General features: G+C 60.0%; 17 protein-coding genes. 8 read left to right on the top strand and 9 right to left on the bottom strand.

From position 1 onward, the window contains the following. Positions 1 to 18: 18 nt before the first annotated feature. From E0473_RS06370 to E0473_RS06355, 4 genes are all read right to left on the bottom strand, one after another. Complete coding sequence (locus E0473_RS06370; protein ID WP_137679957.1) at positions 19 to 1338, bottom strand: extracellular solute-binding protein; 1320 nt, start codon at positions 1336 to 1338, stop codon at positions 19 to 21. Continuing rightward, on the bottom strand, positions 1335 to 2168 hold the full coding sequence (locus E0473_RS06365) for a carbohydrate ABC transporter permease (RefSeq protein WP_137679956.1): 834 nt from the start codon (positions 2166 to 2168) through the stop codon (positions 1335 to 1337). Before E0473_RS06365 ends, E0473_RS06370 begins: the two co-directional genes overlap by 4 nt. Then, positions 2168 to 2968, bottom strand: coding sequence for a carbohydrate ABC transporter permease (locus tag E0473_RS06360; protein ID WP_241657351.1), 801 nt, complete (start codon positions 2966 to 2968; stop codon positions 2168 to 2170). Before E0473_RS06360 ends, E0473_RS06365 begins: the two co-directional genes overlap by 1 nt. Before the next feature lie 95 nt (positions 2969 to 3063). Beyond that, positions 3064 to 4161, bottom strand: a complete 1098-nt coding sequence (locus tag E0473_RS06355) for an ABC transporter ATP-binding protein (protein WP_241657350.1) — start codon at positions 4159 to 4161, stop codon at positions 3064 to 3066. 388 nt (positions 4162 to 4549) lie between these two features. On the opposite strand from E0473_RS06355, the gene E0473_RS06350 reads away from it, so the two are divergent. Next, entirely contained in the window at positions 4550 to 5407 is an 858-nt protein-coding gene (locus E0473_RS06350) for an SMP-30/gluconolactonase/LRE family protein (protein WP_137679953.1), read from the top strand. A gap of 377 nt (positions 5408 to 5784) precedes the next feature. Beyond that, positions 5785 to 8463: a TonB-dependent receptor domain-containing protein gene (locus E0473_RS06345; RefSeq protein ID WP_137679952.1), complete on the top strand. Its 2679-nt coding sequence runs from the start codon at positions 5785 to 5787 to the stop codon at positions 8461 to 8463. A gap of 60 nt (positions 8464 to 8523) precedes the next feature. On the opposite strand, the gene E0473_RS06340 is transcribed toward E0473_RS06345, so the two are convergent. Then, the gene (locus E0473_RS06340) at positions 8524 to 9462 is read right to left on the bottom strand and encodes an alpha/beta hydrolase (RefSeq protein ID WP_137679951.1); all 939 of its coding nucleotides are present in this window, start codon (positions 9460 to 9462) and stop codon (positions 8524 to 8526) included. Positions 9463 to 9622: 160 nt separating this feature from the next. Here E0473_RS06340 and E0473_RS06335 point away from each other — a divergent pair, with 160 nt between their 5' ends. From E0473_RS06335 to E0473_RS06325, 3 genes are all read left to right on the top strand, one after another. Next, positions 9623 to 10117: a MarR family winged helix-turn-helix transcriptional regulator gene (locus E0473_RS06335; protein ID WP_137679950.1), complete on the top strand. Its 495-nt coding sequence runs from the start codon at positions 9623 to 9625 to the stop codon at positions 10115 to 10117. A gap of 165 nt (positions 10118 to 10282) precedes the next feature. Then, entirely contained in the window at positions 10283 to 11641 is a 1359-nt protein-coding gene (locus E0473_RS06330; protein ID WP_137679949.1) for an MFS transporter, read from the top strand. Between the two features lie 4 nt (positions 11642 to 11645). Next, on the top strand, positions 11646 to 12041 hold the full coding sequence (locus E0473_RS06325; protein ID WP_161981536.1) for a nuclear transport factor 2 family protein: 396 nt from the start codon (positions 11646 to 11648) through the stop codon (positions 12039 to 12041). A gap of 60 nt (positions 12042 to 12101) precedes the next feature. Here the strand turns inward: E0473_RS06325 and E0473_RS06320 are convergent, their stop codons facing one another. The 4 genes from E0473_RS06320 to E0473_RS06305 all read right to left on the bottom strand — a co-directional run bounded on the left by E0473_RS06320 (position 12102) and on the right by E0473_RS06305 (position 17726). Beyond that, entirely contained in the window at positions 12102 to 14966 is a 2865-nt protein-coding gene (locus tag E0473_RS06320) for a TonB-dependent receptor plug domain-containing protein (RefSeq protein ID WP_137679947.1), read from the bottom strand. A gap of 155 nt (positions 14967 to 15121) precedes the next feature. Further along, positions 15122 to 15571 (bottom strand): DUF3237 domain-containing protein, encoded by a 450-nt coding sequence (locus E0473_RS06315; RefSeq protein ID WP_137679946.1) that lies wholly within the window; start codon positions 15569 to 15571, stop codon positions 15122 to 15124. Continuing rightward, positions 15568 to 17244: a CocE/NonD family hydrolase gene (locus E0473_RS06310; RefSeq protein WP_161981535.1), complete on the bottom strand. Its 1677-nt coding sequence runs from the start codon at positions 17242 to 17244 to the stop codon at positions 15568 to 15570. Before E0473_RS06310 ends, E0473_RS06315 begins: the two co-directional genes overlap by 4 nt. Continuing rightward, positions 17244 to 17726: a DUF3237 domain-containing protein gene (locus E0473_RS06305; RefSeq protein WP_161981534.1), complete on the bottom strand. Its 483-nt coding sequence runs from the start codon at positions 17724 to 17726 to the stop codon at positions 17244 to 17246. The genes E0473_RS06310 and E0473_RS06305 overlap by 1 nt, the downstream gene beginning before the upstream one ends. A 163-nt stretch (positions 17727 to 17889) precedes the next feature. Here E0473_RS06305 and E0473_RS06300 point away from each other — a divergent pair, with 163 nt between their 5' ends. The 3 genes from E0473_RS06300 to E0473_RS06290 all read left to right on the top strand — a co-directional run bounded on the left by E0473_RS06300 (position 17890) and on the right by E0473_RS06290 (position 22306). Next, positions 17890 to 18351: a MarR family winged helix-turn-helix transcriptional regulator gene (locus E0473_RS06300; protein ID WP_161981533.1), complete on the top strand. Its 462-nt coding sequence runs from the start codon at positions 17890 to 17892 to the stop codon at positions 18349 to 18351. A 149-nt stretch (positions 18352 to 18500) separates the two neighbouring features. Next, entirely contained in the window at positions 18501 to 21275 is a 2775-nt protein-coding gene (locus E0473_RS06295) for a TonB-dependent receptor (RefSeq protein WP_137679942.1), read from the top strand. Continuing rightward, positions 21275 to 22306, top strand: coding sequence for a phytase (locus E0473_RS06290; RefSeq protein WP_137679941.1), 1032 nt, complete (start codon positions 21275 to 21277; stop codon positions 22304 to 22306). Before E0473_RS06295 ends, E0473_RS06290 begins: the two co-directional genes overlap by 1 nt. Positions 22307 to 22340: the final 34 nt, after the last annotated feature.

Raw genomic sequence — 22340 nt, 5'->3', positions numbered from 1 at the left:
TGGTTCACTCCTTGAAAATCAGAAACTTCGCAGAATTTCGTTAGTGCGGCGCTGCATATCGCTGATCGCTTTTCCGACCGGTTTGGCACCGGACATTGCCGCAGCCGCTTCTTCGCCCACCACGTTCTCAATCGGCGCTTGCCGACGCACGAAACTGGGTAAGGGCTTGCCTATGCGGGTGATGCTGGAAATCGCCGCACGGTGAGGCAGGCTTTGCCACTCACGGCTTTCGATGATCTTCGTAAAGGCCGGAAAGTGACCTGTGCGAGACCATTGGAAATCGTTCTGAGCGAAAAAGCGAAGAAACCGCAGTGCCGCTTCCTGCTCCGCTTCGCTCCTGCTGTCGTCGCGGGGCATTACCCAGTTGTGCCCATCGACAAACGAAATTTCGGGCCCATCGAACAGCTGGGGCACGGGCCGCACGGCATAACCGTGGTAAAAGGGGGAGTCTGGTTCCTTAGAGCGGGCGTCGAGTTCGCCAACCATCCAAGTTCCCACCACCACGATTCCGGCATCGCCTTGCAGGAACGTGGCCAGCGAGCCGGTGTAATCCTGATCGGGCGTCGTATAGCCTCTGGCGTAGACGTCACGCATGAACTGGAGTGCCCGGCGACCCTCGGGGCTGTCGAAATTGGCGTTGCGCTCGTCGTTAAAAACGTTGGCGCCCTGCTGCATCATGTAGATGTAGAAACTGCGCATAGGGCCAGAAAAATCGCGCGCCGTGATCTGGGCAAGGTAGGGCTTGCCCGTGCGTTCCTCGAACTGGGCGGCCTGTGCCATGAACTCGTCTACGTTGCGCGGCAGGATCGGCTCCCCGTCACGAACCAGGCCGGCTCGGTCGAAAAGGTTCTGATTGATATGCCAGAGCGTCGCCCAGACATCCATCGGCAGGCCCATGACTTCACCTTCGACCGTTACGCCGGCGCGAGCCGCGGCGGTAAAGTCGGCTGGTACTATTCCCTCCGTCGCCAGCATTGGGCCGAGCGGCTGGAGCAGATCGCGTGACTTGTAATCGGGAATGACCGAACTGTGCATCGTCACCAGATCGGGCGCGCCGTTGGCTGCCAGCTGCGCATTGAGCTGATCATAGCCGGGCCAGAAAACCGTGTTCTCGACCACCTTGATATCCGGATTTTCCGAACGGAACTGATTTATCATCGCCGTGATAATTCCGCATTCGCCATTCGCTTGGGCAGGATCGGTAAGATTGCCGAATTCTGCCTGGCAGGCGCCGAAGAAGCGTTGAATCACCAGCTCGGTTCGATCGTCCCGATCCGCGCAGGATCCTGTCAGCAATGCCAGAGCAAACGCGAAGAGGGGTTTGGCGATCCGGATCACTTTCCAGCGGCTCCGGCAACGGCCCGCACGATATATTTCTGAAAGATCACGTAGATCAGCAGCATCGGAGCACCTGCAAAAACGGCCTGCGCCATCAGGAAGCCAAGCCCTTCGGCTTGGGCAAAGTTGACCTGGGTGGAGGCGATGCCGACAGTGAGCGTCAGCATATCGTGATTGGTCGCCGAGACGAGCGGCCACCAGTAATCGTTCCAGGCCTGGAAGAATGTGAAGATGCCTAGCGTTGCCTGAGCGGGGATCGTGAGCGGCAGGAGGATGCGCCAGAAGATGCGGAAACGCGAAGCGCCATCGAGCCGTGCCGCTTCATCGATTTCGAGAGGTATCGCGCGGAAGTATTGCGTCATGAGAAAGACCCCGAAGGGCATCGACAGTCCGGGCACGACCAACGCGGTGTAGCTGTTGTGCATGGAAATTGCGCTGAACAACTGGTGCCTGCCGATGATCACCGCCTGCTCGGGAATTGCCAGCCCGAGCAATACGATAACGAACAGTGCATCGCGGCCGGGAAATTCCAACCGTGAAAAGCCGTAGCCAGCCAGCGAGCTAAGCAGCAAAACGCCCGCGGTCATGGCCAACGACACGATCGTGGAATTGAGCAGCCAGGTAGAAACCTGCTGGCCGCCAATGATATTGGCGTAGTTTTCCAAGGTGTAGGGCGGTGAGAAAGCGGATGCCGTGTCACTCATCAATGCCGCGCTGTCTTTAAGGGAAAGAATCAGCACCCAGAGCAAGGGTACCAACATCAACCCTGCCGCCAGTGTGACCACGACAACCTGCACGTAAAAGAAGCGGCGTGAAGAAATGGCTGGCATCACCTGCTCTCCTTCCTGGAGGAAATGCGATATTGAACCATGGCAACCATCGCGATCAGGGCGAACAGGATCTGCGCCGCGGCCGAGGCGTAACCCAATTGCCATTGGCTCCAGCCGGATTCGTAGATGAACAGGACGATGGGACGGGTGGAGTTGTTGGGGCCACCACTGGTCATCAATTGAGGTTGGCCGAAAAGCTGAAACTGCAGAATGATCTCGATCACCAGCACCAGTGCAATCGTGCGGCTGATGGCGGGCAGGGTTATCGCAAACAACATTCGGCTGCGTGAGGCATTATCGAGGGCGGCGGCCTCGTACAGATCGCGCGGCACTTGTTGCAGCGCGGCAAGGAACAGCACCATTGGCAGGCCGATTCCCCACCAGATCGTCGTCATGGCGATAGAGAGCATCGCCCAATTTTGATCGCCGAGGAAGGAAATGGGTTCAGCCCCGAAAGCCTTGGCGATCACCCCTGCAAGCCCGCCGTTGGGGATCAGAACAAGTCGCCAGATCAATGTGACGACTGTCACTGAGAGTACGAACGAAGCAAAGAAGATCCCGCGCATGATGGCTGCCCAGCGCGTCTCTCGGTTAAGCGCAAGGGCGAGGAGGAGCCCTGCAATCGTGAGCGACGGAACGGTGAGAATGACAAAATAAACGGTGTTCCAAACAGTTCTGAGAAACACCGGATCGGCCAGAAGGCGGGCATAGTTTTCCAGCCCGACAAATTCCTTAATCCCGAACAGATCCCCCCGCGTAAAGGACAGGCGTATGCCCATCGCGAGCGGCACGATCAGCATAAGTATGAAAAGGCACAGATAGGGCATGACAAAAAGCATGCCCGACCACCTGGCCCACGCATCTCGCCCGTTGGTGCTGGTAATATTACACGCCATCAGTTGGAAACTTGGGTGCCGTGATGCGCGCGCCCCTCGTTTGTGAAGATGACTGCATTCGAACTGTCGATCGACAGGCCGATCATATCGTCAGGCCGCACCTGAGAATCTCCCCGGTCTTCAGTGGTGAGCATCGTGCCGTCGGAAAGTTCGGCATAGATGAGCGTGCGTTCTCCCAGTCGTTCGACCACTTTGGCTCGGCCCGCCGCGGTGCCTTCGCCTTGCGCAACAACCCTGATCGCCTCGGGCCGCAAACCCAGTGTCGTTCCGGTTTCGGCGAAACTTGCGTTCCAGGGGATGCATGTTTCCAGCGCCGTGCCGTCTGGCAGCGCAGCTGTCGTCATTGCGCCGTTCTTGGCCGCCGTGAGTTCGACTATATTGATTTTCGGCGTACCTACGAAACTGGCCACGAATTTTGTTGCTGGTCGCCGGTAGATTTCCATCGGCGTGCCGATCTGTTCAATGCGATGATCGTGAAGAACCACGATGCGATCGGCGAGCGTCATTGCCTCCACCTGATCATGGGTCACGAAAATCATTGTTGTGCCCAACTGTTGGTGAAGCTGAGCAAGTTCTATGCGCGTTCGCGCGCGCAAGGCGGCATCGAGGTTCGAAAGAGGCTCATCGAACAGGAACAGGCTCGGCTGTTTCACGATTGCACGGGCAATGGCGGCGCGCTGCCGTTGCCCGCCCGATAGCTGGCCGGGACGTCGTTCGAGAAAATCGCCGATCTCGAGGCTGGATGCCGCTGCTTCCACCCGCGCTGAAATTTCGCTGGCAGGCACCCGGCGGTTCTTCAAACCGAACGCCAGGTTCTCCTTTATCGTCATATGCGGGTATAGCGCATAGTGTTGAAAAACCATCGCAACATCGCGCTTGCCCGGCGGCAATGTGTCGACGCGTTGTTCGCCTATATGAATAGTGCCATCGTCTACCGTTTCGAGGCCTGCGATCATGCGCAGCAGGGTCGATTTGCCGCAACCGGATGGTCCGAGAAAGACGATGAACTCTCCGGCCTGAACCTCAAGAGAAACTTTATCGATGACCAGCACGTCACCGAAGCGCTTGGAAACGCAAGCCATCTCTACCCCAGCCACCAACCTCTCCTTATTTGTATGACAAATACGTCGCCCGGATCGATTCAATTGTCAATGGTTGGATCTGTCCATTTGTTTGCGCGATGAAACGGGTGCCCGAAGCGCCAAAAGCACGCATTTCGTGCGGCTCATCGTATTACGAACCGTCGGCTCGATGGACCGAAGAAAGCATCCAACGATTATCGCCACTTGGCTCTTTCCGGCGATTTTTAGTGTCGTAGCGGTAAGCGTTAAATCGAATGGCCTACTTGCCGCAAGTTCGCAAAATCGGTTGGTGCATGAAAGGGATTCGGCTGGCTTGTTCCGCAAAGGCAGTTGCTTTTGATCCAAATTGTAGGACTATATATTTAACCGCACGCGGCGTGAATGAGGTTTGGAGTCATAGGTGATGGGTGATTGGCAACTGATCGAAAGGCGCGACCGTGATCTGCTTGGCGAAGGGTTGTGCTGGAGCGGGAGGGAAAATGCTCTCTACTGGACAGATATTCTCGCCCCGGCGATCAATCGCCTAGATCTTCAAAGCCTGGGCGTAGAGCGGTGCGCCATGCCTGAGCCGGTGGGCTGGCTGGTTGAACGCAAGAATGGCGGCCTGATAGCAGGGCTGCAAAGCGGCATCGCACGCATCGCCCTCGATCCACTTGTCATCGACCCAGTTGCAGACCTTGAGCCGCACCTGCCCAACAATCGCATGAATGACGGCAAGGCAGATAGTAGCGGGTTCATTTGGTGCGGCACGATGGATTTCGATTGTGAAGGGGAAGCCGGATCGCTTTACAGGGTCGCCCCTGATTACAGCTGGAGTCGGATAGACAGCGGCTATGGAGTAACCAACGGGCCGGCTTTTTCGCCCTGCGGTAACTGGCTTTATCATACAGACACCGTGCGCAAGATTATCTATCGGTTCGCCAGAACACCCGAAGGCGCACGTGACCGGGAGATCTTTATCAGCTTTGGCCCGGATGACGGCGCTCCAGACGGAATGACCGTAGATAGCCAAGGGGGGCTGTGGGTGGCGCATTGGGGTGCCTCCCGCATAAGCCGCTTCAATCCGGACGGGCGGCTGGAAAAATCCATTTCCCTGCCAGCAAAACAGATCACCAATATCACCTTTGGCGGTGCAGACCTTGACCGTATGTTCGTTACATCGGCGGCGCAGGATTTGCCCGACAGCCGATATGATGGCGCATTGTTTGAGGTCGATTGCGGCGGCGCGAAAGGGCTGCCCACGGGTTTGTTCGCCGGCTGACTAAATGATCGGTCCGCCTTGAGCCTAGCATATCGTCCTGCCTAACGGCAGGGACCGGCGGAGCGCTACGCCCGGCGGGTTTCTCTTTTGCGGGCAGCGCGAAATCAGAAGGCGCGCGCATTCATCCAATTCGTTGCTATGCCCAACCGAATGAGAGCTTGGGCAATCTGCCTGCCTTCAACTTCCGGTTAACTAAGAGAATAGAGTCGATAGCGAGCGGCGCATCCGTGCGGATGTCCCCACACGTCCGCTATCGAAAAGGCGCCAGCTACCATTTGTCATACATATTGACGCCTGATCGAACGCAAATTATGGTTGAGTAAATCAACGATTATAGCGTGCAAGTTTTGCGCGACCGGGGGAAGAGGGGGAGTAAGATGAAGGTAACTTGGAAGGTCGGTTTTCGTACTGGTTTAATGATTTGTACGGCTATTGTGGGCGCCGCAGCGAGCGGTGCCCAAGCGCAAAGCAGCCCGGATGCTACGGTTGGTGCTGCGGCCGATCGTGAAGTGATCGTCGTAACCGGATCTCGTATTCGCGGGGTCCAGCCGGTCGGCTCCAACGTAAGCACGCTTGGGCGCCAGCAGATCGAAGACAGCGCATCGGTAACCGTTGATCGCATCCTTCAGGAATTGCCTCAGGTTTTCGATCTTGGCGTAAGCGAGAACTCCCGCGCGCAATCGGGCGGGGCAGGTAACATCGTTTACAACAATTCGGTCAATTTGCGCGGGCTGGGGCCGTCATCTACTCTGGTTCTGCTCGATGGTCACCGGGTGGCCAACAACGGCCGTGCAACCAACCCTTCGGTCATCCCTTCGCTGGGTGTAGAGCGGCTGGAGGTGATCGCTGATGGCGCATCGGCAATTTACGGATCTGACGCGGTCGCCGGCGTCATCAATATCATCCCGCGCCGATCCTTGGACGGGGTGGAGCTTTCCGCCCGCTATGGCACGTCAGATGATGGCGCTTTCGAAGAATGGCGGGCCGGCCTTGCCGTGGGGCAAACTTGGGGCACCGGGCAGGTCATGGTCGCGTATGATCATGTGTTTCGTTCCAATCTCAGCGGAGATGATCGGGATTTCTTCGCTGCGGACCAGCGCCCGTTCGGCGGGCCCGATTTCCGCTCGACACAGTGTAACCCTGGCACAATCATCGCGAACGGCACAACCTACGCGATACCAGAAGGCGGCCTGAGCTCCCCCGATCAGCTGACGGCGGGGACGGCCAATCTTTGCAACGAGCAACTCGGGCAGGATCTGTTCCCGGAACAGGAATATGACTCGGCGAATGCCACCTTCACGCAAGAGATCACCGATTGGCTGACCTTTTCCGCCGATGGTTTCTATTCAATGCGCAAATTCGTTCGGCAGCCGTCGTTCGAATCAACGAACATCACCGTGCCCAGCACGAATGCATTCTTTATCGCTCCGCCCGGTTTTACGGGGGACAGCTACGAGATCGCAACGAACTTCAGAGGTGTATTTCCCCGCAATACGCAAACCGGATCAGCAGAGACCTGGGGGATCACACCCAAGATCGAGATTCAGCTTTTCTCGGACTGGGAAGTGGCCGCGCTTTACAATTACGGCCGAACAAATGACGATTCGTATCAATATGCTGGTCTGAGCAACACCGCCTTAAACGAGGCGCTGGCCAGCAGCGATCCAGATACTGCCCTTGATCCCTACAATCTCGGCCGCACGACTGCGGCGACGATTGCCGGCATTCAAAACCAGCAATTTATCGCGCCTACCTACACGCGCTTTACCGGCTACGAAGCGCATCTCAGCGGTACGCTTATCGAGCTTCCGGGCGGCGCCGCGCAACTTGCCACCGGCTATGAAGGGCAGGAATTTTCTGTTCTGGGCGGGGGCGGCTTCGGAGAAGTCGGAACCCCTTTCACGCTGAGCGGATACGACCGGCGCGTGGATTCGCTTTACGGCGAAGTTATCATACCGATATTCGGACTAGGAAATGCAATGCCGGGGTTCGAACGGCTGACGCTAAGCGCAGCGTTGCGATACGACGAATACAGCGATGTTGGCGGGACCACCAACCCCAAGTTCGGCCTGACATGGGAACCGGTGGACGGTGTTACGCTTCGCGGAAGCTATGGCACGTCGTTTCGTGCGCCCGAACTCAGTCAGGTCAACGGCAGCAACAACTTCTACGTGCAGAATTACGTTGCGCCCGACGGCGGAGCCCCGGTAACCGGCTTCACACTGGCCGGCCCCAATACCGGACTTAATCCAGAAGAGGCGACCAGCTGGTCAGCAGGCGTTGACTGGGAGGCAGCAACCGGGCTTCGGTTCAGCGCCACATACTTTTCGGTCGACTATACGAACAAGATTGCAGGCTACCTCTCGAACCTGCAATTGCTAACCCGTGAAGATGAGTTCGCAGGAACGGGCATCATCATCCGCGGCACCGAGGCGCGTGATCTGGTGCAGGAGTTTCTCGATGCAGGCGCTGGCCTGTTCGGGGTAATCCCGGGCGGCGATCCTGATAATATCAATCTGTTTGTCGACGGCAGACCGAGCAATCTGGGAACTTCGAAAACCGAGGGCATCGATTTCCAGGCAACTTACGAGACTCGCCTGGCGAACGAGGACCAACTCTCGTTCAATCTGAGTGGTACCTATCTGACCAACTACCAAACTGCAGTGACGCCCTCGGCGCCATTGCTGGATCGCCTGAACTTCATCTTCGAACCGCTGCGCTTCAAGGCGCGGGCAACGGTCGCCTGGGCGCATGATGATTTTCGTGTTCGCGCCGTGGCTCATCATGTTGGGAGCTACGTAAACGATATCGCCACCCCGGAGCAGAAGGTGGACAGCTATACCCCCATAGACCTTGCTCTGACCTATTTTGTGAATGGAGAAGATGGTGTGCTGGGCGGCCCACTCGCGATCGGTCTGGAAGTGTTCAACGTCTTCGACATCGATCCGCCCTACGCTCAGCTTGCTCCGAACGGGAACGGAAGTGGCGGCTATGACGCGACCGCTTCCGATCCGATTGGCCGGAGATTTGCTGTCAGCCTAAGAAAGTCATTTTGAGGCTGCGGCATCGCAATCCTCCCTGGAGGCGGCGGAAACCCTTCCGCCGCCTCGTTTTTCTCAATCGATATTCTTGCGAAGAAGTTTGAAACGATCGTCTTCGCAAAAGCCGCAGTCGTCGCCACGATAGTAGGCTGCGGCTTCAGCATCGTTCTTCAAAACCCAGTCGAGCCATTTGACCACCACCTCGGAGCCGACGCCGCCGTCCACCTCGTGAAACGTGCCGCCGTGGCCCACCGGAATGTCCACCAGCGCTGCTGGCAGGCCTTCGATACGGCCAAAGTCGTCAAGCCCGTTCGGTTGCGCCCCGTCTTCCGGCCCACCCAGAACGTAAAGGGTTGGCCCGTGCAGTTCGTCCAGCAAGGACTTGTTCGCCTCCATGCCGGCAATCGGACTGACCTCGTTATTGAAAATGCCGCTGAACATAATGATCGTTGTGGTAACGCGCGCATCGCCGGCATTGATCAGCGCCTGAAGGCCTCCACAGCTCCAGCCTGACACCGCGATCTTGTCGGTCGCCACAAGGCCTGCGAGCGGGCTGTCCTCACGCGAGTTCTGTTCAAGAATCCAATCGATTGCTTCGCCAAGGGCTGAGCTTGGTGTGTCTGCGCTAAGCAATCCCGATTCCAGTTGGCGTGGAACGGGAATCTCCCTGTTGGGCCCGGGAATCACTCCGGGCGCGATTGCGATATATCCATGCGAAGCGATCTCGAGCAAATGATTGCGAGAACTCAATCCGTCTGCGCTGCATCCTCCGTTGCCGTAAACATAAACCGGGAGTGCATTTTTCTTCACCACCGAAAGGTCACGCGGCATATAGACTACGTGATTGGGCAAGCTGGGCAGCCCGACGAAGGTTGCAGGGTAAGCGCCTGAACCATCGGCCTCAGCGATCTGCGGAGGTTGCGGTTCCTGCGCCGATGCCGGTGCTGCACCGGTAACTGACAAGATTGGATAGAAGGCCAGTGTCAAGGCGCTGACTGCTTTACGGATTTTCATGTTAGGCTTCCTCTACGTGCTGGTTCCACAGCATTAATAGCACGGGAAATGATTGGTAGAGTGAACGGCAAATTGTCAGACTTTTTTGCTGGTGCCACCAGGCAAGAAGGGCGGGCCAACGCCTGAAAGACCCAACCGATACGATGGATTGCGATTGATTATGGCGAGTGACGAAGATCGGGGCTCAGAAGAGGGTAAGGCCTCGGGCGAAATAAAATTAGGTCGGTTAAACAGGAACTTGGGCTTCCGGTTACGGCGTGTGCATCAGAGACTTTCTCGCCGCTTTTCGGAGCAGACAAGGCAATTCAGCTTTCGAAGTGGCGGGATCAGCGCCCTTGCCATCATCGAGGCAAACCCCGGAATATCGCAAAGCGAAGTCGCCCGCGAAATTGACGTCGATGCCTCTATTGCCGTTGGAATCCTCAACGATATGCGGCGCAGGTCTTTAGTCACAAGGTCGCGGCTGTCGGATGATCGCCGGCGCTACGCTATCGAACTGACTGAATCCGGACGCGAATTGCTCGATGAAATTTTCATTTCCGTTACGGCAATGGAAGACGACATCCTCGGCATCCTGACGCCCTCCGATTTGCTGTTTCTCGGATACATTCTCGACAAGCTGTATGTCAGCTTGGATCCGGAGGCTGAGGTCTGACTGCCCTGGTTGGTTGGCGCAGCGATGATATTGGCTCGGCGCGCCTGGCACCTGTGGCACCATTGCTTGACAGCTGCCCCGGTTGTCGAAACAGGTTGAGCGATCAACTTACAGCCTGAGCCAGAAATCAAAACAGGCAAGGCAAGAGAGGACTTTTCAAACGGCATGACCCGCATCGATATCGAGGCCTTCATCGACAAGCAGAAAGTCGGCTCCCATCATCTCGTGGTGCTGCTGGTCTGCGGACTCGTCTGTTTTATCGATGGGTTCGACATGTTCATGATCGGCAAGATTGCGCCGGCCATTGCCGATGGCTTCGGCCAGCCGCCCGAAGCGATGGCCAATCTCTTCGTTTGGCAGCAGATTGGCCTTGCGGTTGGCGCTTTTGGCGTATCGCCGCTGGCAGACAGGTTCGGGCGGCGAAACATGCTGATGGTGTCGTGCGCGCTGTTTGGCCTCATCACCTTGGCAAGTGTCTGGGCTGAAACGCTGACACAGCTAACGATACTCCGTACGCTTGCCGGTGTGTTCATGGCCGCCGGCTTGCCCATGGCCCTGGCGATGATTTCAGAAGTGACACCCGCCTATCGCCGGGCAAGCTTTATCGCCTTGTCGCTGGTGGGCTATTCGAGCGGAAACGCCTCGAGCGGCGCGGTGGCTGCATGGCTGCTTGATATCTATGGTTGGCAGAGCGCATTCTGGATCGGCGGCATCGCTCCGATCCTGGTCATTCCGTTGCTTTATTTCTTCGTTCCGGAATCGCTCAAGTTCCGCGCGGAGCGTAATCCGCACGACAGCACTCTTGCCAAAACCATGCGCAGGATGGACCCTACGCTCGATATCCCTGAAGATGCCGTGTTCGTGCTAGGCGAGGAGAAGGACGCCAAAGCCCGCAAGGCCAAGTTGACCGATATTTTCACCGAAGGCCGCACCTTGATGACCTGCGTTATCTGGGCCGCCTGCCTGCTTTCGATGACCAGCATCGCCATGACCAGCCAATGGCTCCCCACCTTCTTCCAGGAAATGGCCGGTATCCCTATTCAGGAATTCGCCGTCTCGGCTCTGATCGGATATATCGGCAGCATCGCGGGCACATTGTTGATTGGCTATCTGATGGACAGATTCCGGGCCACGCGAATGATCCCGCTATTCTATTTCGGGCTGTTCCTGGCGTACCTTGGGATCAGCTGGGTTTCGTTCGAGGCAGGCATCTTCGTTGTTCTTCTGGTGGCGTTCAACTTTCTCCAAACGGGTGGGCAAGCCGGACTCAACACGCTTATTACCAAGGTCTATCCTCCGCGTATGCGCAGCACGGCGCTCGGCTGGGCAGGGGGCGCGGGCCGGGTCGGCGGTGTGTTGGCTCCGTTCTATGGCGGTTACGCTGTGGCGCAGGAATTTTCGCTTCAACTCACACTGGGTCTTGCGGCAGGCGTGCCACTTGCGGTCGCTTGTCTGGTGTTCGTGCTGGGCCGGGTAATAAGAAACGGAAAGGCCGTGCTTGCTCCTGATGCGAGCCGGGTCTGACAGCGTGGACGCGATCGGCAGCCGCCCTTGGTTCGGGCGCTATGTCGACGCGTTCAATGCTCGCGATTACGATGCGTTCGGTGCCTACTATCATCCCGAGGTCGACTTTCGCGGCCAAGCAGCCACGTTAGCCGGACGGGCCATGGTCATGGAATTCTACCGCCGAATTCATGAACAGGTCGTCGAGACGGTGGAAGTGCGCAGTGTGGTTGGCAGCACCGAACTGCTAGCCGCAGAATTGGTGACGACACTCGTTTCCAAAGGAGACTGGCCCGATTTCCCCCGCGGCGGCATGCGGAAGGGAGAAAGGCGGCAAAGCGTAAACTTCGCGTTTTACGACATAAAAGATGGGCTGTTCGTCCGCATTCGCACCGCGAACTTCAGCCGCTCCGTGGGATAGTTCTGGGAAGGGGGAAAGGCTGGCAAGCGGCACCGGGCCGCCTGCCAGCAATATCACCCCTTAGTAGCGGAAGCGCACGCCCACCCTGTAATACCGTCCGACAACGTCATAGAGCACATTGTTGGTCGGCCCGAAGCTAGAAGGCGCATCGACCGGCGGATCCTTGTCGAACAGGTTGTTGATCACGCCGAATAGCTGAACGTTCCGGTCGCCATCGCGCCACACGTCGTAGCTCGCATTGAGGTTAACGTAGGTCCAGGCATCGATGTGATTGTCGTTGATGGAGTTGGGAAGCAACGGATCGTATCCTTCGTCTCCAGGACCGACCAGGCTGGTGTTGTAAGCACCCGGCGCAATGTGACGGACCTGAAGCTGCGCGGTGAACGGTTCTGCGGCATAGGTCAAATAGCCGTTCAGGATATAGCGCGGCACACCCGACGGTTGCGAGACGGGCGAGCCGTTCATACCGGCGCGATCCTGCGAAATGCCTGTAGAGTCCACCGTGGTGAGATCATCGACAATCGTCGCAAGACCGCGCAGCGTAAGGTCGCCGTTGCCCAAAGGCAGCCGGTAAGATGCTTCGACATCCCAACCGCGCGTGATCAGCGTGTTGAGGTTCAGGTTGAAGTTGCGAATAGCCGTAATCATGCCCGCGCCATCGCGATCGATGAATTGGCACAGCTCGGCAGAACCGGCCGAGCAGCGGTCAACCAGCACTTGCGCACCCAAGGTCGACACTGCGCCCTCCAGTTGAATGTCGTAGTAGTCGACCGAGAGGCGCAGGTTGCCGGGGCCAAGCCGCGGTTGCAGGACTACGCCAGCGGTCCAGGTGTCTGCCTTCTCCGGCTCGAGATCGGGGTTGCCGCCGAGAAGCACCGAGGTCAGCACCTGCGCGCTCCCGTTCTCGGGGTCGTTCACCGACTGGAACGAGCTTTGCAGCGGCCCGAACAGTTCGAAGATGTTAGGCGCGCGGATGTCGCGCGAGCGCGTGGCGCGGAAGCGCAGCCAGTCGGTGGGGGCGAAGTCCGCGCCGACCTTCCAGGTGGTGACGGAACCGCTGGTGCTGTAGTCGGTGAGGCGCACGGCGCCGTTGAGTTCGATCATATCGGTGACTGGCGCGACCACTTCGACAAAGCCTTCCCAGACGTTGACGTCGCCAGAGATCGGCGCCCCGGGACCGGTGTAGAAGCCCAGCGAAGTAGAGATCGGGTCGGCGGTTCCCTGCGCTTCGTCGGCTCGATACTCGATGCCCGTCGCCACGGCGAGGGACCCGCCCGGCAATTCGAACAGGCTGCCTTGGACCGCAACCGACGCGACATGCTGCCGGAGCGTCGTATCCTGCTCCACAGTGCCGCTGACATAGTCAGCCGCCGCCGCGGACGGGCTGCCGTTGCCGAAGATGTTGAGCGGCTCGCATCCGGCTGCGGCAGGATTGCCCGCGAGCACGGCGCGGCAGATCGGATTGCCGGTTGCGGGGTCCGTCACCACATCCAGAGCGAAGATCATGTTCTGGTTGATGTTGGTATTGTAGCCGCGCTGGCTGTAGTTGGTCTGCCCGTACTGGTAATAGGCATCGAGCGTGAAACTGCCGCCAAAATCGGCTTTGACACCAGTCACGCCGCGATAGATTTCCCGGTCAACCGTGCCTTGCTGTGGCCCGAGATCGTTCCAGATGCGCGCCACCCGAACCGAGTCCAGGCTGGCCGCGTCCATCTGGGCGGCAAGGCTGTCAGGAATGAAGGGGTTGTCGCGGGTGATCACGCGGGGGCCAAGATCGCGGCGCTGGGCACCGATGGTGTTGGCGCTGACCTTGCTGAACGAGCCTTCGAGGAACCAAGTGATCGCGTCGCTCACGTCATATTCGAGATGAGCAAAGCTGTTCAGCCGCTCGCTGGGCGAGGAGATCGGGAAGTTCTGGTAGAACGCCAGCTGAGGGTCGCCCCCGCCGCTCTGGAAAATGCCCGCGCCATAGAAGATGCCGGGATCGTGCTGGAACAGCGTGCCGTCGGACCGGACTTCGGTGCCGGCGAGCGGACCGCCGATGATCTGGCCGTTGATCGTCGCCGTTGCGGTGCGGGCGTTGGGAAGGATCAGGGTGGCGGGCGCATTGGCCAGCACGCGGCCCTGCGAGGGATCGGTCGGATCGACGAGCGGATTGGAGACCGTGTTGTAGCTCAGCGAGCACCAGTCGCGCGAATAGCAATCGCCGGTGCCCTTGTTATCGACATAGTCGACCCCGGCCACCACGCGGCCCCGCCCATTGGCAAAGCTGGTGCCACCGGCCAGCGATACGGAAAGCTCGGTGTTGTCGCTCTGGTCCGAAACGCCAAGCTGGGCGCTGCCACGGATGCCTTGCAGGCTGGTGTCGAGGATCAGGTTGACCACCCCCGCGACCGCATCCGAGCCATAGGCCGCCGAAGCGCCGCCGGTTACGACTTCGGCGCGCTGCACCAGCGAAGTCGGCACCATGTTGAGGTCCACCGCGCCCGCCGGAGCGAACGAGCTGCCCTGAACCGTTGCCGGAACCACGCGGCGCCCGTCGATCAGCACCAGCGTGCGGTTCGCGCCGAGACCCCGAAGGTCGGCGGTATTGGCGCCGATGTTGTTCTGAAAGATGGCGGTGGTGGCAGGCGTGCTCTGCGGGCGGAAAGCGGGGACTTCGTTGAGCACCTGCGCAAGGTTGGTTGCGCCCTGGCGGTCGATCTGCTCAGCGCCGACGACGGTGATCGGGGTGGGCGCATCGAGCCCGTCGCGCGCGATGCGCGAACCGGTCACGACGATAGTGCTCGCAGGCGCATCCGCCTGTTCCGCGCTATCCTGTGCCTGTGCGGCACAAGGCATGGCGAGAGCCATACCGATCGCGAGCGCGCTGGCGCTGTGCTGCATCCGCCTGCTCAACGTGCGGTTTTCAAGCCGATTGGCCATGTCATTCTCTCCCTTCGAAATTTGCACAAACAGCGCGCCCGCCTGTTGGCGGCCCGCGCAAGTGGCTGGTGGTTTGCCGACCCGGCGGGGTCGGGCCAGCGTCAAAATGGCGACCTGTCAAAAAGGCACGCGTGTCGCTCCCATTCTCCTTTCGGTCACCTGAGGGCGTAGTATCTGAAGAGGGTGCGATCAGGATCGGTGCGCCGTTCCCCGCCACCAACGATCACCGTTCGTTCAAGCCAGTCGTGCGGCCCCTGAGGCACGCGGAAATAAGGCGTCAGCCGAAAATACGAGGGCTGCGGTGCGCCGGGCGCGGGGCGGACGAGAAAGCCCTTGTTCTCGATATAGATTCGCGTCCCGTCGTCGGCTTCGAGCAGATAGTGCGCCTTCAGCTCGATCACGCCGTCTATCCGCACCGTGGCGTAGTCGGCGCCGCTGTGGGGGACGACCGTTCCGCTCAGGCGTGGGCCGCTGATCGTGCCGCCGATAGCCGGAGTATAGCCTTGGCTCGATCCGCTGGGCAGCGGGCCGAAAATGGCGCGGTCAGCACCGAACAGCACTTCGACGTCGAACACATGCTCCAACTGGCAATCTGCGGGGCTCATGCCTCTTTCCTTTGCGGGATGACGGGCAGGCGCAATACGGAGTCGTACGCGCCGCCAGAGTGGAAGAAGTGAGTGCCTGCGTTGCGCGTCTCTTCGTGCATAGGGAAGGGCAGCATGACGCCTTCTTCGCGCCGGTAAATGTCCTTGCCCGCTACAATAACGCGCAGGCTTTCCCCGGCTGCAAAGCGGGTCGAGAACGGCCACAGCTCGATCTCGACCGGCACCACTTCGCCGGGCTTGAGCCGCTCTTCGCTACGGTGTGTGTGGACCGGGCGACCCGGCGAAGATTTCGCCGCGTCCAGCTCGCGGTGGCTGGCGCGCTGCCAGCCGAGCGCCACCGGGCCATATTCGTAGAAAGCATAAAAGGTGAAGCCGACTTTCTCGCCGGCGCGGTCGAGCTTCTCCAACGCGACGAACAGATCGACGTCGTCGCTGCCCTCGGCCTGTACCCACAGCCGCAGTGCGGCATGGCCGGTGATTTCCGTCTCTTTCTCGAAGAGATAGTCGAAGTGGGCGCTGCCTTCGACGGCATCCTGCCGCAGGCAACTCTCGTTTGGCGCTTCCCCTACGAGCGACCCGCTGGCCATATCGAGATGGAGTGTGCGGAAGGCGGTGCGCGCAGGCGGAAACTCCTGCTCGGCGCGCTCGACTTGCGCGCCATGCCGATCGCGCACCTCGATGCGCACCGGCGGCCATGCAGCGATGCTCGTTTCGCGTTCGCGCAGAAAATGGTCGAAGAAAGCGAGCTGACGCTTGCGGCTTTCGGGCAGATAATAGTGCGCCCACTTCTTCTGGCCGTGGATGTCGAGCCACTTCTGTTCGCTCGAGAACCGATGCCAGGCCTCGATAGTGCCGCGCAGGTGAAGGCCCTGATCGGACCAGCTTGCCACACAGTAGGCCGGCTGCGTGACGCCTTCCAGATCGAGCGCCTTCGATTCCCAGAATTCGTCGATCAGCGGATGCGCCTTGGCGTTCTCCCAAGTGTTCTCGGTACGCCCGAGCGAATAAACGATGTTGTCCGAGGCGCGCGGCAGGAAGCCCGTCTCCAGAATGCCGCCGTGATAGGCGAATTCGCGATACCAGTCGGAAAAGCCTTCCCATGGATTGAGCGCCGCAAGTGGCTCCGGCTTCAGGGGCGCGACCAGATACTGGATTGCTGCAAGGTAGGAGACGCCGGTCATCCCGACCTTACCGTTACCCCAGTCGAGTCCGCCGAGCCATTCGATGGCATCGGCGCAGTCCTCGGCCTCCTGAATGCCGTTATGGTGGAAGTCGCCTTCCGACAGCCACGCCCCGCGCGGGTCGACCACGGCGACGCCATAGCCATGCTGGCCCCACCAGACCGGGTCCGGCCCCTCGAATGGCGTGAGGGGCGAGAGCCATTCAGGGTTCACGCCCGAGCGCGGCCAGAACACCTGATTGGAATGCGAGTGTTTCCCGTAAGGCCCCCAGGCCAGCAGGATCGGCACGTCGCGCAACGCGCCTTCGGGGCGATAGAGGTCGCAGAAAATGCGTGTGCCATCGCGCAACGGGATTTCGCAGTTGCGCTCGATCAGCAGGCCTTGCTCCGTCCGCCTGTCATAGTCTGCCGGTGGCAGCGGCGGCTTGTGCTTGGCGCTGAACGGATCGACGCCGGGGCGCGTAAGCCAGGGGAAGGGCGCGCGCGCGCTCATTACAGGACCACGAAATAGTGGATGCGGTTTGCGCCCGGCACCTTCTCTGCAACGCCCACGAACACATGGCGCGACATCCATTCATGCGGCCCCGCAGGCGCATCGAAGCGGGGGGTTACGCGCATATAATAATCGTCGAAACCGACATCCTCGTTGGCCGACATCTTGGCCGCGATGTCGTCGTTCTTGGCCCAGCGATAGCCGTAGTTCTGGAGGTAGATGATCGCCCCGTCGTCGGCTTCGAGCAGGTAGCGGGCATCGAAATCGATCACCCCGTTCTCGCGGCTGAGCGGAAAGTCGCCGCCCGACATCGGCACCACGGTCCCGTTAAGGCGCGGTCCTTCGACCTTGCCAGAGGCAGCATAGATTGCCGCGCGTGTGTCGCCGCGGGCGCTGGGCTTGATCCAGTACGGTTTCGACAGTTCGATCGAAATGGTGAACGCATGTTCCAGCGTCGGAGCAAAGGGGTGCTTTTCGGTCATGGCGCCCCTAGTTCCGACTTTAAGTTGATGCGTCAACATATTTTTCGGTAACCATTCCCCGGTCTGCGCTGAGCCGAACCGCGCCAGCATGGCGCGATCAACGGTTTGTTTCTCCAAGAAGATCGGGATTGCCAAGCGCCGCTTCCCTTGGCAACCAGGTGATATGGGACTGCCAAAAGTCTGGTACCTCTTCGGGGAGGATCATCTTCCGTATCGAATCCTGCTGCTTGCCAGGATGCTCGAACGCGAGACGCAACATCATTTGATGGAGCAGTTCGGTCTCAGTCTGGCCGAGTGGCGGCTGCTGGCCATTGCTTGCGCGATGGGGCCATGCAGCGCCAGCGACATCGGCGGCGCAGGCGGCATCGACCGGGCCGAGATCAGCCGGGCCATGCGCAAGCTCGAACCCAAGGGGCTGTTGGTGCGAGAGGCCGATCCCAATCACGGGAAGCGGCTCATCATCTCCGCCACGCCGCTTGGGGTCGAGCTGCGGGGGCGCGTGGTGGCGGCGCGGCGGCAACGTTTCCGGGAGCTCATGGAGGATGTTCCTGCGGAGGAACGCGCCATTGTGGATCGTGCCATTACCGCGATTGCCCAGGCCGTGAAGGACGATCCGACCGCGTAACGGACCAGGTCTGTGCGCACCTGAGCAAGGCCATGTGTTGCTGCACTGCAACAGACACTGCATGTCACGCATGTGTCACAAAATCTTCGCCAAGCTGACATTTGGCCCTCCTAGCCGCGCTTCCGACATCCATCGGAAGGACACCACTCATGATTTCGACCCGCCTGCTTGCCGGTGCAAGCTTCGCCGCCCTTGCAGCCTTTGCTACACCTGCCATGGCCGGCGACGTTGCCGGTACCGTCTCTGACGAGACGAACACCGTTGCCCTGCAATCGGCCACGGTGAGCGTTCCGGCTCTGGGCCGCGAAGCCGTGACTGCGCGCGACGGTTCGTTCTCCATCGCCGATCTGCCCGCCGGTACTTACGAGGTCGTGGTGCGCTATGTCGGGGCACCGACCGTTACCCGCTCGATCACCGTACCGGAAAGCGGCCTTGTCACCGCGAACTTCACGCTGGGCGGCGATAATCAGATCGTCGTCGTCGGCCAGGCCGCCAACCAGGCCTCCGCGCTCAGCCGTAAGTATGCCAGCGACGGTGTCTCCGATGTGCTGACCCGCGACGCCATCGGTCAGTTTCCCGACCAGAACGTAGCTGAAAGCCTGCGCCGCCTGCCGGGCATCAACGTGCTCAACGACCAGGGCGAGGGTCGCTTCGTCTCGGTGCGCGGCCTCGACCCCGAGCTGAACGCGACCTCGCTTAACGGCGTGCGTGTGCCTGCCCCGGAAGGCGATGTGCGCTCGGTCGCGCTCGATGTGATTTCTTCGGACATCATCGAATCGATCGAAGTTAAGAAGTCGCTCACCCCCGATATGGACGCCGACACCATCGGCGCTTCGATCGAGATCAACACCACCAGCGCCTTCAACCGCCGCCGCGATCTTCTGTCCGTGAAGGTCGAGGGCAGCTACAACGATTATTCGGGTGTCGTCTCGCCCAAGGGCAGCATCGACTTCGCCACGCACGTGACCGACAACTTCGGCGTGTCGGGCGGCATCAGCTACTATCACCGCGAGTTCGAGACCGACAACATTGAGGCCGCCGACTGGAATGAGGCCGATGGCGTCGTCTTCGCCGAAGAGGTGGAATATCGCGATTACGACGTCGAGCGTGAACGCATCAGCGGCACGCTGAACCTCGACTACCGCGTATCGCCGTTCACCATGGTCTTCGCGCGCGGCAGCTTCAGCCAGTTCGACGATCAGGAGTATCGCCGCCGCACAACGCTGATCTTCGACGAAGATCCGGCATCGGGCGATGACAACAGCGCATTCTTCACCGATGCCGATGGCCGCATCGAAGTGCGCCGCGATCTCAAGGATCGGTTCGAGCGCCAGCAGATCTCCACCACACAGCTCGGCCTTGAGCATGACGATGGGGAGTGGAAGGCGAACCTTTCGGGCAGCTGGGCGCGGGCAAGCGAAAAGGAAGATTTCTCGGTCGACCCGATCCGCTTCCGCAACCGTTTCGATGGGGATGGCCTAGACATCGCCATGGATTATTCCGATCGCCGCGTGCCGCTCTTCACCGCCTCTGGCAACGTTGCGGATTTCCTCGACCCGGCAAGCTATGGCTTCAACCGGCTTGAACTGACCACTCTTTCGCGTAGCGTCGACGAGGAATACGCGCTGAAGGGCGACCTCGGCCGCACCTTCGTCACCGGTGATGGCGAGTTCACGGTGCAGGGCGGCGTAAAGTCGCGCTGGCGGGACAAAAGCTTCGACTTCAACGGCACCTATTATGGCGATTTCGATGGCGACCTGACGCTGGCCGACATGCTCGGGACCCAGACCTATCGCCTCACCGACATGGGGCCGGTGGCCGACAAATATGCCGCTGCGACTTTCTTCCGGGCCAATGAATCCTCCTTCGAGGCCGACCAGTACGAGACCGATCTGCTCTCGCTGCCCGAAGACTTTTCAGCGAAGGAAGATGTGCTCGCCGGCTATCTGATGGGGCGCTACAGCAGCGATACCTTGCGTGTGATCGGCGGTGTCCGTGCGGAGCGGACCAACGTACAGCTTCAGGGCCAGCTCGTCGCGGACGATGGCGACGATGTCACAGATGTGATCCCGCTCACCTTCGATCGCGACTATACGGATTGGCTGCCGAGCTTCACTGTGCGCTATCAGACGGAGAATGATATCGTCCTGCGTCTGGCTGGTTCGCGCAGCCTCGTCCGCCCCAAGCTCTCAAAATTGGTTCCGGTTTTCACGGTCAACGACGATCTTGAAGCCGAGTTTGGCAACCCGGACCTGGAGCCTTATCGCGCGTGGAACGCCGATGCTGCGATCGAGTTCTATCTGCCCGGCAATGGCGCCTTCACCTTCGGCATGTTCTACAAGTCGATCGACAACTTCATCGTCGATCAGACCACGCCCGAATCCGGCAGCTTCCAGGGCATCGAATATGATGAGCTGACCCGCGCCATCAACGGCGACACCGCAACGGTGTTCGGTGTCGAGGTCGGGTTCAGCCGCTCGCTCGATTTCCTGCCCGCGCCGCTCGATGGCTTCCTGGTGCAGGCGAACTACACCTTCACCGACGCCAAGGGCACAGTCTTCACCGATGGCGACGCTAGTGAACCGCGCGACATCACGTTGCCCAAGGCCTCGCGCAACACCGGCAACCTCGTGCTCGGCTACGAAAATGGCCCGCTCGAACTGCGCGCGGCTGGCACCTATCGCAGCAAGTACCTCGACGAACTGGGCGGCGATGCGAGCGAGGATCGCTATGTCGACCACCACTTCCAGCTCGACCTCTCGGCCAAGGTCGAGGTGATCGAGAACGTCCGCCTGTTCGCCGAGTGGATCAACGTCAACAACGCCAAGTTCTTCGCCTATCAGAACTTCGACAGTCGCCAGCGTCTGCTGCAGTTCGAAGAGTATGGCTCGACCGTGAAATTCGGCGCGAAGGTGAACTTCTGATGCGGCATACGATTGCCATGGCACTGGTGGCGGCAGGTCTTTCGGCCTGCGCCACCGCCCCCATCGAGGGCCTGCCTGCGGTCGCGGTGACGGCGCTTGCCGAAACCGCGCCGGTCGGCACCGCCAACGAGGACGCTGCCGACGATCCGGCGATCTGGCGCAACGCGGCGGACCCTGCCGCCAGCTTGATCGTCGCGACCGACAAGAAGGGCGGGCTCTACGTCTATGATCTGAGCGGCGCGCAGAAGAGCTTCCTGCCCGCCGACCGGCTCAACAACGTCGACCTGCTGACCCTGCCAGATGGCCGGGTGATCGTGGCGGCAAGCGACCGCAGCGACGAGGCCAATGCGCATATCTATCTTGCCGAGCTCGACACCGCGCGCGGCACGCTGGCTAAGCTGGGCCGGGTGCCGGTGGGGCCGGGCGAAGGCTATGGCATCTGCAAGGGTGATGTGGCTGCGGATGGCACCTTCGTCATCTATAGCGACCCGAAGGAAGGGACGATCTATCGCACCAGCCTGAACCTTTCAGGCGGCGACATTGCCGCCAGCACCGATGTGCTCAACAGCGTCGAAACCCAGCCCGAAGGCTGTATTTACGACGAGCGCACGGGCACGCTCTACATCGGCGAGGAAGATGTCGGTCTATGGGCGATGGACGGCCGCAATGCTGGCACGCCCAAGCACCTGATCGCACCGATCGACAATCGCTATCTGGTGGCCGACCTTGAAGGCCTGGCGATTGCTCGGGAAGGCGAGGACGGCGGTTATCTGCTGGCCTCGAGCCAGGGTGACAACACCTATGCGCTCTTCGCTTTGCCCGATGGCACTCCGGTCGGCCGCTTCCGTGTCGCCGCCGGAGAGTTCGGCGCGACCGAGGAAACCGACGGCATCGAACTGGCGCTCGGCAGCTTCGGCCCGCAGTTTCCGCAAGGCCTGTTCATCGCGCAGGATGGGGTTAACGCTCCCGAAGCGCAGAACTTCAAGCTGGTGAGCTGGCAGGCGATCAAGGAGGCACTGAACCTGCCCTGATTGTCTCACTCCGGTCGCAAAACTGGTGGAGAGC

Source organism: Aurantiacibacter suaedae, from assembly GCF_005434915.1.
Classification (GTDB): Bacteria; Pseudomonadota; Alphaproteobacteria; order Sphingomonadales; family Sphingomonadaceae; genus Alteraurantiacibacter; species Alteraurantiacibacter suaedae.
Note: the sequence above shows the minus strand (reverse complement) of the source record. Positions and strands in the feature narration are given on the sequence as shown.